The organism is uncultured Anaerovibrio sp. (genome assembly GCA_902786545.1).
Classification (GTDB): Bacteria; Bacillota; Negativicutes; order Selenomonadales; family Selenomonadaceae; genus Anaerovibrio.
Genome location: CADACU010000006.1, coordinates 52,448 through 66,440 on the forward strand (window position 1 = coordinate 52,448; position 13,993 = coordinate 66,440).

General features: G+C 44.7%; 12 protein-coding genes. 10 read left to right on the top strand and 2 right to left on the bottom strand.

Annotated elements, in window-relative coordinates:
• Window positions 1–15: 15 nt before the first annotated feature.
• The 10 genes from fabF to QZV24_RS02275 all read left to right on the top strand — a co-directional run bounded on the left by fabF (window position 16) and on the right by QZV24_RS02275 (window position 12,334).
• Window positions 16–1,260, top strand: coding sequence for a beta-ketoacyl-ACP synthase II (gene fabF, locus QZV24_RS02230; protein ID WP_294519489.1), 1,245 nt, complete (start codon window positions 16–18; stop codon window positions 1,258–1,260).
• Window positions 1,261–1,278: 18 nt separating this feature from the next.
• The gene (rnc, locus tag QZV24_RS02235) at window positions 1,279–1,995 is read left to right on the top strand and encodes a ribonuclease III (RefSeq protein ID WP_290657574.1); all 717 of its coding nucleotides are present in this window, start codon (window positions 1,279–1,281) and stop codon (window positions 1,993–1,995) included.
• 124 nt (window positions 1,996–2,119) lie between these two features.
• The gene (locus tag QZV24_RS02240; protein WP_294519500.1) at window positions 2,120–2,929 is read left to right on the top strand and encodes an MBL fold metallo-hydrolase; all 810 of its coding nucleotides are present in this window, start codon (window positions 2,120–2,122) and stop codon (window positions 2,927–2,929) included.
• Between the two features lie 149 nt (window positions 2,930–3,078).
• Entirely contained in the window at window positions 3,079–4,248 is a 1,170-nt protein-coding gene (locus tag QZV24_RS02245; protein ID WP_294519503.1) for an efflux RND transporter periplasmic adaptor subunit, read from the top strand.
• 12 nt (window positions 4,249–4,260) lie between these two features.
• The gene (locus tag QZV24_RS02250; RefSeq protein WP_294519506.1) at window positions 4,261–7,455 is read left to right on the top strand and encodes an efflux RND transporter permease subunit; all 3,195 of its coding nucleotides are present in this window, start codon (window positions 4,261–4,263) and stop codon (window positions 7,453–7,455) included.
• A 238-nt stretch (window positions 7,456–7,693) separates the two neighbouring features.
• Complete coding sequence (gene recA, locus QZV24_RS02255) at window positions 7,694–8,740, top strand: recombinase RecA (protein WP_290657566.1); 1,047 nt, start codon at window positions 7,694–7,696, stop codon at window positions 8,738–8,740.
• Complete coding sequence (locus QZV24_RS02260; protein ID WP_294519510.1) at window positions 8,733–9,203, top strand: regulatory protein RecX; 471 nt, start codon at window positions 8,733–8,735, stop codon at window positions 9,201–9,203. Before recA ends, QZV24_RS02260 begins: the two co-directional genes overlap by 8 nt.
• Window positions 9,204–9,341: 138 nt before the next feature.
• On the top strand, window positions 9,342–10,874 hold the full coding sequence (gene guaA / locus QZV24_RS02265; RefSeq protein WP_294519530.1) for a glutamine-hydrolyzing GMP synthase: 1,533 nt from the start codon (window positions 9,342–9,344) through the stop codon (window positions 10,872–10,874).
• 400 nt (window positions 10,875–11,274) lie between these two features.
• The gene (locus tag QZV24_RS02270) at window positions 11,275–11,814 is read left to right on the top strand and encodes a hypothetical protein (protein WP_294519513.1); all 540 of its coding nucleotides are present in this window, start codon (window positions 11,275–11,277) and stop codon (window positions 11,812–11,814) included.
• Window positions 11,815–11,908: 94 nt separating this feature from the next.
• Window positions 11,909–12,334: an ERF family protein gene (locus QZV24_RS02275; protein ID WP_294519516.1), complete on the top strand. Its 426-nt coding sequence runs from the start codon at window positions 11,909–11,911 to the stop codon at window positions 12,332–12,334.
• Window positions 12,335–12,517: 183 nt separating this feature from the next.
• Here QZV24_RS02275 and QZV24_RS02280 read toward each other — a convergent pair whose 3' ends face one another.
• Both QZV24_RS02280 and QZV24_RS02285 read right to left on the bottom strand, forming a co-directional pair.
• Window positions 12,518–13,462 carry a nucleotidyl transferase AbiEii/AbiGii toxin family protein gene (locus QZV24_RS02280; protein WP_294519519.1) on the bottom strand — a complete coding sequence of 315 codons (945 nt, stop codon included), beginning with the start codon at window positions 13,460–13,462 and terminating at the stop codon, window positions 12,518–12,520.
• Window positions 13,449–13,993, bottom strand: a 545-nt coding sequence (locus QZV24_RS02285) for a hypothetical protein (RefSeq protein WP_294519522.1), incomplete at its 5' end; no start/stop codon positions are given. The genes QZV24_RS02285 and QZV24_RS02280, both read right to left, overlap by 14 nt.

Genomic DNA, 13,993 nt, shown 5'->3' on the forward strand with positions numbered 1-13,993 from the left:
TGTGAGGTGTTAATTTTGTCTAATCGTGTTGTAATTACCGGCCTAGGCGTAGTCAGCCCAGTTGGTACCGGCAAGGATGTTTTTTGGAAATCCCTGCTGGAAGGCAAAAATGGTATTGATAAGATTACCCGCTTTGATGCAACTGAGTACAAGTCCCAGATTGCTGGTGAGGTAAAAGATTTTGATCCTGCTGACTACATGGACAAGAAGGAGGCTAAGCGCATCGACCGTTATGCCCAGTTTGCTGTTGCTGCAGCAAAGATGGCTGTTGAAGATGCCAAGCTGAACCTTGAGGCTGAGGATTGCGACCGTATCGGTACCTTCGTAGGTAGTGGTATCGGTGGTATAGAGACCATGCATGGTCAGTATGAGAAGCTGTTTGACAAGGGACCTAACAAGATTAGTCCATTCTTTATTCCTATGATGATTGGTAATATGGCTGCTGGTCATGTTTCCATTGCTTTGGGATTGAAGGGTCCAAGCAGCTGCGTAGTAACAGCTTGTGCAACTGGTACTAATAACATTGGTGATGCTTTCCGCGTGCTTCAGCGGGGGGATGCTGATGTTATGGTGGCTGGTGGCACAGAGGCCAGCATTTCTCAGGCCGCTGTAGCAGGTTTCTGTTCTATGAAGGCATTGTGCAGCGACCACAATGATGATCCGGCACATGCTTCCCGTCCATTTGATGCAAACCGCAGTGGTTTCGTTATGGGTGAGGGCGCTGGTATTGTTGTTATGGAGACACTGGAGCATGCCGAAAAGCGTGGTGCGCACATCTATGCTGAAATCGTTGGTTATGGTGCAAATTCTGATGCTTATCATATCACCAGTCCGGCACCGCACGGCGAGATGGCAGCAAAATGTATGGCAACTGCTCTTAAGGATGCCGGGTTGAAACCATCTGATGTTGATTATATCAATGCCCATGGTACTTCCACACACCTCAATGATTTGACTGAGACTGAGGCTATCAAGACTGTATGGGGCGAGCATGCCAAGGATGTATCCGTCAGCTCCATCAAGTCCATGACTGGTCACCTTCTTGGTGCTGCTGGTGGTATTGAATGTATTGCAACTGCGTTAGCTGTTGAGAATGATATGCTGCCACCAACTATTAACTATGAAACTCCAGACGAGGGTCTGGACCTTGATTATGTACCTAACAAGGCCAAGGCAAAGACTGTCCGTGCGGCACTGTCCAATAACTTGGGCTTTGGTGGACATAACGCTTGTATTGTATTAAAAAAATATTCTAAGTAAAAAGTTGAGTGATTTATTATGAAGGAGCGTGTGACCCCGGAACGCAGGAAGCGGCTGGAAGGGTTGGCAAGCCGGTTGGGTGTCAGGTTTAATAACATCTGCTGGCTCCATCAGGCCCTTACCCATACTTCCTACGCCAATGAGTCTCGCTTTAAGGTAGAACATAATGAACGCTTGGAGTTTTTAGGAGATGCGGTGCTGGAGCTTGCTATCAGCACCTATCTTTTTGAACATTTCCCAGAACTTCCTGAGGGAGAGCTTACCAAATCCCGGGCAGCAGTGGTATGTGAGGCTAGTTTGTCCAGTCGGGCTGCTGAACTGAATTTAGGGGATTATTTACTGCTTGGTCACGGAGAATTGCTTTCCGGCGGGCGTCGGCGGTCTTCAATGCTGGAGGACGCTTTTGAAGCAGTAATTGGAGCCATTTATATGGACCAGGGATGGATGAAGGCATTGAATTATGTTATCCGTCAGCTGGAGGATCATCTGAAGCAGGTGGAGTCCGGCGTAACCAAGGTCAAGGATTATAAGACAATTTTGCAGGAGCTTATTCAGTGTCATGGTGAGAATAAAATCCACTATGAAATGCTGGGGGCAACTGGCCCGGATCATGCAAAAATCTTTGAGTTTGAGGTAAGGCTTAATGATGAAGTTTTAGGAATTGGAACCGGTCCAAGCAAAAAAGCTGCGGAGCAGCAGGCTGCCAAACAAGCATTAGAAAAATTAAATAATTAAGCAAAAATTTTAAAGGACTGTTGCGTTATTCGTTACAGTCCTTTATTATTAGATTATGGAAACCTACAAAAATAAAAAATTATGAGATAGTTGGGTTAAGTACTGTGTTATAGGAGGAAACAGTATGAAAAAGATTATTTTCTTAGGTACAGGTAATGCTATGGTCACCAAGGTATTTAACACTTGTTTTCTCATTGAGGTTGATGGGGGCGAGCTGTTTTTGACTGATGCTGGTGGTGGCAACGGTATATTGCGTCAGTTGGAGTTGGCCGGAGCTGATTACAACAAGCTGCATCATATGTTTGTCACCCATGCCCATACCGATCATATAATGGGGGGTGTATGGGTCATCAGAAAGATTTCTTCGCTGATGAATAGCGGAAAATACAACGATGTATTCCACATTTATTGTCACGACGAAGTAAAGGATATTCTGCTCAACATGTGTGAGATGATGCTGAAGCGGAAAGATTTTGAAAATATTGGCGAGAATATAATCATCCACGAAATTTGGGATGGACAGGTAATAGAGCTGCCGCATTTTTCCATTGATGTATTTGATATTTATTCGACAAAAGCCAAGCAATATGGCTATCAGATGAAGTTTGCGGATGATGGCAAGCTGCTGACCTGCTTGGGAGACGAGCCATACAACGAGGGGTGTGTAGAGTATGCCCAGGGCTCTGACTGGCTGCTTTCCGAGGCCTTCTGCAAATACGAGGACCGGGAAATTTTCAAGCCATATGAAAAGCATCACAGCACCTGCAAGGAAGCTGCTGAGCTGGCCCAGACCTTAGGCGTAAAAAATCTGGTTCTCTATCATACTGAGGATAAGACCATAGATACCCGGAAAAAGGCTTATTCTGCTGAAGCAAAGCAGTATTTCAGCGGCAATGTTTTTGTGCCTGATGACCTGGAAGTTATTGAAATATAAAAATCTAATGAAATTTTAATCAAACCTTAGTATAATGACAATGTTTTACTAGGCTCGAATTATTTCGTAGTAGATATAATTCGAGTCTGGTTTTGCTGATGAATAAATTTGTTAATTTTGGATGTATGTCTGTTAAGGAGGAATATAATTTGTTATCAAAAAGAGGTATAGTGATATTTGCTGTGATTGTTATTGCGGCAATCATTGGTGGGTATATGTTCCTGATGGGGCAGATGGCCGGCATGCGCCGGGGGGGTGGCGAGCCGCAGGTGAAAGCCATGGAGGTTATTCGCCGGGATACGCCGCTAACTCTGGAATATCCGGGGACAGTAAAGGGGAAGGATACTACCAAGGTAACTTCCAAGGTTTCCGGAACTATTGTGGAAAAATACATCAAGGGCGGCGACCAGGTGGAAGCTGGCCAGGCCTTGTATCGCATTGATTCCAGGACCTATCAGGCAGCGCTTTTGAATGCCCAGGCTAATCTGGCTCAGGCTCAGGCCAATCTTAACAATGCCAAGGTGGAATTGTCCCGTAATCAGCAGTTGTTTGCGGCCAATGCCGTATCTGAGCAGGTTGTAACCAATCAGCAGGCCCAGGTTAATGCGCTGGAGGCCAATGTTTCCGCTATGGAAGCTTTGGTGCAGACTGCCCAGCAAAATTTGGATGATACAGTGGTTTATGCACCGATGAGCGGCAAACTGGCCGTTGATGATGTAGCTGTGGGAACATTTGCAGCAGCTGGAACTACAGCATTGGTTACGATTGGTACCAGCAATCCGATGATGGTACAGTTCAGTATAAGTGAGGCAGAGTATCTCAAGTATGTAGGCCAGGATGTTGTACCTGGCATGGCCTTGCCAACCAAGAATGTCCGTATTGTGCTTAGTGATGGTAAGGAATATCCGGCATTGGGCAATGTGGTTGAAGTGGACCGGTCTATGGAAGGTAATACTTCATCCCTTTTGGTTAAGGCTCAGTTTGATAATTCCCGTGGTGTGTTGATTCCTGGTATGTTTGCCCGTGCCCGTCTGGTGGGGGATACTATCAAGGATGCTATTTTGGTGCCACAGCGGGCTGTACAGCAGTTATTGGGTAAATCCTTCGTTATTGCTGTAGGTGAAGATAACAAGTCTGTGGTTATCCCAGTAGAATTGGGTGAAACAGTAGGCAGCTATTATGTTATCAAGAAGGGTCTCTCCGGCAAGGAAAAAATTGTGGTTGAAGGCTTGACCAATCTGGCTGAAGGTACAGAAATGAAGGTAACCATGGTTACTGCTGAAGAAATGGGTTTCACATTTATTGATAAACACGAATAAGGGGGTAGACGGGTGTCTAAATTTTTCATACATAGACCGATATTTGCTATAGTTATATCCCTTATTATCGTTATCGGTGGTCTGTTAGCGGCTGTTCAGCTGCCTATAGCCATGTATCCTCAGATATCACCACCGACTATTTCAGTAAGTACTACTTATATAGGCGCCAATGCCAATGTACTTAATGAAACGGTGGCCCAGGTAATCGAGCAGCAGGTCAACGGTATTCAGGGCATGGATTATATGAATTCCAATGCCTCGGACTCGGGTTATTATTCCCTGTCGGTTGTGTTTGAGCTGGGTACTGATGGTGATATGGATGCGGTAAAGGTGCAGAATTCGGTTGCTGTAGCCAATTCCAGCTTGCCGGACAGCGTTAAGACCAATGGTGTGGTTACCAAGAAGTCATCCAATGATATGGCCTTGATGGTGTCCATGCTGTCACCTAACAGCACCTTTGATACAACTTGGATAAAGAATTATGCAGATATTTATGTTATTGATAAGATAAAGCGTGTAGATGGTGTAGGTTCAGTGCAGATATTCGGTGCTGACCATTCCATTCGCATTTGGTTGAATCCGGACCGCTTGGCGGAAATGAATCTTACGGTTAACGATATTGCTGCTGCCGTAAAGGAGCAGAACTTGCAGGCTCCGGCTGGTACGGTGGGTGCATTGCCTATCAGCGATATGCAGGAAAAACAGTTTACCGGCAAGATCGATGGCCGTTTGGTTACACCGGAGCAGTTTGGAGAAATTGTTGTCAAGACGGACAGCAATGGCTCCATGGTGCATTTGAAGGATGTGGCCAAGATTGAAAATGGCGCCACTCAATATATGGTATTCCCTAAGATGAATGGGATAAAAAATACTGTAGGTTTTGGTATTCAGCTGACAGAAGATGCCAATACAATGACCACTGTAGCGGAATGCCGCAAGATTTTGGCAGAAGCTGAGAAGGAATTCCCACCTGATTTGCAGCTGCGGTATATTGTTGATACTACTGACTATATTGGTACCTCCATCCGGGAGGTTGTGGAGACCTTCTTCGAGGCGTTGCTGCTGGTAGTATTGGTTGTATTCATATTCCTGCAGAACTGGCGGGCGACCGTTATTCCGTTGCTGGCTGTGCCGGTTTCTCTTATAGGTACCTTTGTGGCATTTATCATTTTGGACTTTTCCATCAATACCCTGACGCTGTTTGCTATGGTATTGGCCATTGGTCTGGTAGTAGATGATGCTATAGTGGTAATCGAGAATGTTGAGCACCACATGAGTACGGGCCTTACCCCAATAGATGCTACCGAGCGGGCTATGGATGAGGTACAGGGTCCGGTTGTGGCTATTGCTTTCGTACTGGCAGCAGTATTTGTGCCGGTGGCCTTCCTGGGTGGTATGATGGGTGTACTGTATCGGCAGTTTGCCTTGACTATTGCTATTTCAATGGCTTTGTCGGCCTTTGTGGCATTGACCCTTACACCGGCTCTTTGTGCAACTATACTGAAACCAGTGGATGTTGAACATAAAGGCGATGGAGTGCTGGATAGATTTTTCTCGAAATTTAATGAGAAGTTTAATGATATGCGGATAAGCTATCAGGGAAGTGTAGCCTGGTTTATATCCAATGCCAGATATGCGGTAATCCTGATAGTGGTGGTTACTGGCTTGACTGGTCTCCTGTACAAGGTAGTACCGTCTACCTTCGTTCCGGATGAGGACCAGGGGTACTATGCTGTATCGGTGTCCTTGCCGGAAGGTACTTCCATCAATCAGACAGAAATTACCATGGACAAGGTGTCTGAGGCAATTCAGGGTATTCCTGGCGTAAAGAATGTCATGGCCATTACTGGCTTTGATATCTTCTCCTTTGGCTCCAAGCCAAGTGCCGGTACCATGTTCGTTGGACTGGATGGCTGGGATGACCGAACAGCACCGGATCAGTCCATAAATTCCTTGATAATGAAAACCTTTGGGGCAGGGGCCAAGGTTGCTCCGGAAGCTCAGGTGGTAGCCTTTAATATGCCGGCTTTGCCAGGTCTGGGTACCGTAGGTGGCTGGCAGATGGAGCTGCAGGATTTGTCAGGTCATACTGATGAGGAGCTGAATGAAACTGCCCAGAAGATTGTAGCGGCAGCTAATCAGCGGCCGGAGCTGCAGGGCGTTCGGTGCACTTACAAGATAAATTCACCGATTATTCAATATGATATTGACCGTGATAAGGCCAAGAGTATGAATGTGGCTTTGTCTGACATATTCAACACCATGCAGATTTTCTATGGTGGTAGTCAGGTAAATGACTTCAACCAGTTTGGCCGTACATATAAGGTTGTACTGCAGGCTGACAAGGCATATCGTACAGCGGCTGAGGATATGCGGTTTATGTATGTTCGCAATAGCGAAGGAAAGATGATACCGTTGGAGGCTCTGTTGACTCCTAAGCTCAGTACGGCACCATCCATTGTACATCGGTTTAATGCCGCCAAGGCGATGTCTTTCCAGGGCAATGCTGGCAGCGGTTATTCCTCTGGTCAGGCTATTCAGGCTATGAGCGAGGTTGTTGCTGAGGTTGCTCCGGCCGGCTTCAATGTAGAGTGGTCCGGGCAGGCCCGTGAGGAAGTTAAGTCGGGCAGCTCCACCGGTCAGGTTTTGGCCTTGGCTTTGGTGTTTGTCTTCCTGTGTTTGGCCGCTCTTTACGAAAGCTGGAGCGTGCCGTTTGCTGTTCTAATGTCGGTGCCGGTAGGTATTTTTGGTGCATTGTTCTCCGAGCTGGCCGTAAGCCTGTTTGAGACATTGCTGGGTTCTTACAATGCCGGATTGCAGAACAGTGTGTATATGCAGATTGGTGTTATTATGCTCATCGGTTTATCGGCAAAGAATGCGATTTTGATTGTAGAATTTGCCAAGGCCAGGGCAGATGCCGGTATGAATCCGCTGAAGGCGGCTATCGAGGCGGCCGGTCTGCGTCTTCGTCCAATACTTATGACTTCCTTCGCCTTTATTATTGGTTGTTTGCCACTGGCCAGTGCTACCGGTGCTGGAGCGGCGGCTCGAAATGGTATGGGTGTGGCCGTAGTTGGTGGTATGTTATTCGCCACCTGTATAAGTATATTCATTATTCCTGCATTCTATATCATAACCGTTCGGTTCGCTGATATGATTGGTTGGAACAAGCACAAAGAAGAAAAACATGAGAAAAAATATGTGTAACATATTACGAATTTAAAATAAAATGAAGCTATTTGGTACAAATAGCTTCATTTTTTATTATAATACTGATATAATGTGAATATAATTAAGAAAATGACAAAAAGTGTCCAGCCAGACAAATTGTATTGAATAAAAAACTTTTGTTTGGTATAATACATAACAGTGATATGAAAATATCGAATACATATTCTAAAACGAAGCAATAAATTTTCAAATATAGAAGGGAGAATTTTACTTAATGGAAAAGGAAGAAGCGTTAAAAAGTGCCCTGAAACAGATTGAAAAGGACTACGGAAAAGGGGCTATTATGCGGCTGGGTGATGCAGCCAATGATATGAATGTGGAGGTTATTCCGACAGGTATTATGCCGTTGGATATTGCGTTGGGGGTTGGTGGCATACCACGGGGGCGTATTATTGAGATTTATGGTCCTGAATCCTCCGGTAAAACCACGGTAACCCTTCATATGATTGCTGAGGCGCAGAAGAATGGCGGTATTGCTGCCTTTATTGATGCCGAGCATGCCCTTGATCCAGTTTATGCAAAAAAGTTGGGTGTAGATATTGATAATCTGTTGATTTCCCAGCCGGATACCGGTGAGCAGGCTCTGGAAATTGCTGAAGCGTTAGTGAGAAGTGGTGCTATTGATATTATAGTTGTGGACTCGGTAGCTGCTTTGGTACCAAAGGCAGAGATCGAAGGCGATATGGGTGATGCACATGTTGGCCTGTTGGCACGACTGATGAGCCAGGCTATGCGGAAATTGACCGGTGTTATCAGCAAATCCAGGACTACAGCCATCTTTATTAACCAGATCCGTGAAAAGGTAGGAGTTATGTATGGCAATCCGGAAACCACCACCGGTGGCCGGGCATTGAAGTTCTACGCATCGGTTCGTCTGGATGTCCGCAAGTATGACCAGATAAAGCAGGGGACCAATATTATTGGTAACCGGACCCGGGTAAAGGTGGTAAAGAATAAGGTAGCGCCACCATTTAAGACCGCTGAATTTGATATTATGTACGGTGAGGGTGTTTCCCGTGAGGGCAGCCTTATTGATATTGCGGCTGATTTGGATATCCTTCAAAAGAGTGGCTCCTGGTATTCCTACAAGGGCAACCGTTTGGGGCAGGGTAAGGATACCGTCAAGGAAATTTTGCGAAACCAGCCGGAGTTGATGAATGAAATTGAAGAACAGCTCCATGAAATGCTGAAGGATGATGAAGTTATGCAGAGATTGACTTCACCAACCAAGAAGACCAAGACAGCAGGCAGTGATGAATAACCGAAAAAATGTACCAAAGATTTCAGCCAAGGCCAAGGCGGTAGAAATGCTGGCCCGCAGTGACCAAAGCGTTCGTCGGCTAAAGGAAAAATTGACCAGAAAAGATTATGATCAGGGCGAAATACAGGAAACCATCCAATGGTTGCAGGATAAGCATTATGTTGATGATGAGGCTGGCTGCCAGAGGAGGTTTGCATATCTCTATGAGTCATCCAGTTACAGCGTAAAGCAGATTTGTGCCAAGCTGATGCAGAAAGGATATGACAGTGAGTTGGTCCGTTCCTGTGTTCCGGAGGATATTTATGACCGGGAATTGGAAAAAGCAGGTCGGGTATTGCAACGGAAGTACAAAACGTCGGTAGAATTTCCCAAGATGATGCAGTATTTATATTCCAAGGGATTTAACTATGAAGCGGCCCGAGATGCCATAGAACAGTATTTATCAGATATGGACAATGAATAAGAAGTGAAACAGGGATGCTGGCTATCATAAAATAGCGGCATCCCGTTTTGCTTCTTTAAATTCCTTATGATATACTATTTTAGGATGTTTTATCGAATTTATAAGATTTGAAGGAGGATAACGCTCTTGGCAAATGAAATGATACTGGTATTGGATTTTGGTGGTCAGTACAATCAGCTGATTGCCCGTCGTGTCCGCGAATGTAATGTGTACTGTGAGGTTCATCCAAATACCTTAAGCATTGAGAAGATTAAGGAAATGAATCCAAAAGGCATTATTTTTACTGGTGGTCCTAATAGCGTTTATAAGCCTGAATCCGCTACTATTAGCACGGAAATTTTTGAGTTGGGGATACCGGTGTTGGGGATTTGCTACGGTTCCCAGCTTATTGCCCATCTCCTAGGTGGCAAGGTGGAAACGGCGCCAGTCAGTGAGTATGGCAAAACTGAGGTTTCCGTCAAGAGTTCTTCTTCAAAATTATTTGACGGAGTATCACCAAAGACCATCTGCTGGATGAGTCATACAGATTATATTGCCAAGGCCCCGGAAGGATTTGCTGTAACAGCGGACACTCCTGTATGCCCGGTGGCTGGTATGGAGGATGCGGCAAGAAAGATTTACGCAGTGCAGTTTCATCCGGAGGTTCTCCACTCTGTAGAGGGATCCAAGATGCTCAGCAACTTTGTATACAAGGTTTGTGAGTGTGCCGGTGATTGGCGAATGGATTCCTTTGTAGCTACTACTATCCAGCAATTGAAGGAAAAAATTGGTAATGGTAAGGCATTGTGTGCCCTGTCTGGTGGAGTAGATTCCTCTGTGGCAGCTGTACTCTTGTCTAAGGCCATAGGCAAACAGCTTACCTGTGTATTTGTAGACCATGGTCTGCTTCGCAAGGATGAGGGGGATCAGGTGGAAGCTGTATTTGGTCCGGATGGTCCTTATGATTTGAACTTTATCCGGGTGAATGCCCAGGAGCGCTTTTATGAGAAGCTGAAGGGGGTAACTGAGCCGGAGGCTAAACGAAAAATTATCGGCGAGGAGTTTATCAGGGTATTCGAGGAAGAGGCCAAGAAAATTGGTGCGGTAGATTTCCTGGTACAGGGTACCATTTATCCGGATGTTATTGAGAGCGGTTTAGGCAAGTCGGCTGTGATAAAATCTCATCACAATGTAGGTGGTTTGCCGGATTATGTTGACTTTAAGGAAATCGTGGAGCCACTGCGGTTGCTCTTTAAGGATGAGGTTCGCAAGGCTGGCCGGGAACTGGAGATTCCGGAGTATTTAGTTAATCGTCAGCCATTCCCGGGGCCTGGTTTGGGCATCCGAATTATTGGCGAGGTAACGGCTGAGAAGGTAAAGATTGTTCAGGATGCTGATGCAATTTACCGGGAGGAAATTGCCAAGGCTGGGGTGGACAAGAATCTTGGCCAGTATTTTGCAGCATTGACCAATATGCGGTCCGTAGGTGTTATGGGCGACTTTAGAACCTATGACTATGCCATTGCCCTACGGGCAGTAATGACCAGTGATTTTATGACCGCGGAAAGCGCCCAGATTCCTTGGGAGGTGCTTCACAAGGTGACTAATCGGATTGTAAACGAGGTCAAAGGCGTAAACCGGGTAATGTATGATTGCACTTCCAAACCACCAGCTACTATTGAGTTTGAATAGGAGTATGTGGCTTGCAGGTTATTAGGGAAGATGTAGATTTTTAGGGCATTTAGGCATTGTCAGTCCTACCTAAAAAATCATAAAAAGTCCTACCTAAAAAATCATAAAAAGACCCCCATAAGTTAGACCAAGTTGTAGAGACCCCCATAAGTTAGACTAAGTAATCTAACTTATGGGGGGCTTTTTCATTTCAAAATATCCTCAAACATTTCATCAATATTCGACTAAATTCATTTGGAGTTTCAAATTCCACCTGAATAAGTTGTCAGTTTATGGGGCCCATAGACCTGTTTTTTTGTTTCGGAAAAATATGGTGATTTTTGCAGGATAAAATTATATGGGGGAAGAATCTCTATTCAGATATGATTAACGACTAATTTTTAAGGAAAGGATGGTTGATGTGAAAAAATTGAGATGTGCGTTGTTGACTCTGGTGGCCCTGGTTATGTTGTCGGTGACGGCTTTTGCCGAAAATTATCCCGCTACTATGGCTGACGGAGACTGGGTGCTGATTGATGGCGGTATGGGTGTGGGTTATTATGCTGACAAAAATACGGTGGATGTGCAGCAATACGCTCCGCCAAAGTATCAGATTACCATCAAGGTAATATCGGTGCAGTTTTCCGATGAGTATTGGCGGGAGCATGACACCTATATAGGCGGTCCGTACAGGGTAGGGGAAGGTTTCCCAATGACCTTCCGGTATGACTGGACCACTAAAAGTCTTTTCCATGAGCGAGATGGGAAATGGCTGTTGTGGGATACAAACCGGGATTACAGTCACGCTGAGGGAAATCCTATGATACCTTATGCGGCTGAGGTGGCATTTGCCACAGCCTACAACATGCGGTTCTTCAATGACAAGACCTATTACAGTCCATTTTTAAAGAAACACTATCGCATTATTGATGAATCTTTGTACCAGATTTTGGGGATTTAGCAGTATCATTTGAGCCTGCTCCAGGATGTATAATTTGTTTGAATCGTATTTCTGCGTGTAGGTTAGAGAAGGAATTTCACCTAGGAGTAATAATATGCTTAATATAGGATGTCATGTGTCGTCGGCCAAGGGAAATCAGGAGCATCTGGCCACTGTTCAGATGAACATCCGTCTTATTGATTCTGAATCGGGAGAATATGTAGATATTGCAGGTCTTGGCAATGGTCAAGATAGTGGAGATAAGGCAGTTATGAAAGCAGAAACCGCCAGTATCAAGTATGCTTATATGATGGCCTTTAATATATCTACCGGAGATGATCCAGAGGCAGACATCAAGACGGACCAATTTGCAGCAGCAGAAACACCAAAGCCACGACCAGTGGTAAGAGGAAGTTCTACCAGCGGTATTGTTTGTGTAGACTGTGGGAAACCAATCACCAGCAAGGTTCAGGACTTCTCTTTGAAGCGGTTTGGAACATGCCTCTGTATGGACTGCCAGAAGAATCACCAGGCAGTATAAGGGATATTTAAAGCATAATTTCATATAAAAAATCACAACATTATAGTAATTTTCATGTAATATATTATCATATGGAATCCTTTCTATTATCCCCTCCGGCGCTTATGCTGGAGGTTTTTTTGTGCAAAACCAACGCAAATAAAATACAGCCGGCAACACGCCAGCTGTATTTTCCAATTGATGCTATTCGCCTATAGATGCAAAGATTTCATTCAAATCCTCAAAGGTCTTTAATGCTAAGTTGAAATCCTGCTTCTTGTCTGTATAAAGCAAGGTTTCATGCAATTTTTCGTACCTTTGTCGTGCATTGTTGCTAAAATTATCCTTCCAGGTATTAAAATCATATGGACCAAGTGGACAATAATTATCCGGCAGGTTGCGTTTTTCTAAGTAGAAACTGTCTGTTTGTTTGGTTAGTTGCAGGAGACGCTTCAATTCATTCTTGTCCTGAAGAAATTTTCGGATGTCTGCCCTTTGAAAGAGCATAGTTATGTCATAGACATGGCGGATTTTCTCAGTCAGGGTACCACAGATAGCATGGCGTTTAACTGACATTACCTTGTCTATGAAGGTTCTTTCTATTGCAAGTGTATTAACAGTTACTGGCGACAGGCCAAATTCTTCAATTTCTTGGAGCATACCGTTTGATTCCAGATACTCCTGTATATAGGTATTCATTGTCATAGGGCTATATGGGTCTGGACGAATGCTGGAGCCTATTTCCAGTTTTATGCGACCATTGGCACCACTTAGGTCATTAAACCATACATAGGAGCTCTTGTTGCGGTCATTTCTTTCTGCCGTGATTTTTTCAAGGCGAAACCCGTCGGACAAGTGCTTCTCAATTTGTTTCAAGCGACGATCATACTGCTTATTAGCGAGGTCTGTCTGGGGGATATAGGTAAGGTCAATGTCTTCTGAAAATCTTTCGATGGACCCAGGATAACATTTGCTGAGGGATGTACCGCCTTTGAATACACAAGAATCAGCATATGGGCTTTTAGCAAGCTTTTCCAATATCATTACTATGTAGTAGTCACGCTCGACAGCCACTGCTGGTATGCCAATATATTTAGCGGTAAGTTCCTGAAGGTCATGAAAGTCATCCGGATGTTCATGCAGGTTCATAAAATTCCTCCATTTGTGGGATAGCATACGTGGATAGACTGGATAGATACTGTTGAAGCGTATTTTTTATCTTCCAGAAGCCAAGAAATGCGGCCAAAAAGGCAATGGTCGATTTTTTGTACTTACGATTCCTTAGTACGGTTATTACCGCATCCTCGGAGTAATTCATCGCATATTTTTTCATATATTCTGCCAGTTGGCTGCGGTTGATATCCTCGATACTATTGTAATTTTGTAGAATTTCCAAGGTGGAGATGGCCAGGCAGATGGAATCATCGAAATTTAAGTCCAGACGGCTGACCTTTACATTGCGAATGGTCTTTCTGTTCTCCGTCAGAACATTGGAAAGAACTTCAACATTCTTGGCTACTTGTGTGGTGAGGCCATACTGATGATACATTCGATAGCCTATTACCATGCCTTGATATCCTTCAGTATAATGCTCGATGATATTGCGTTCACTGAGGGGAACCTCGCCAAAGCGGGAACAGCGTGGACGATAGTAAAGGCCTTTGGTCAAGTGGCACAGTA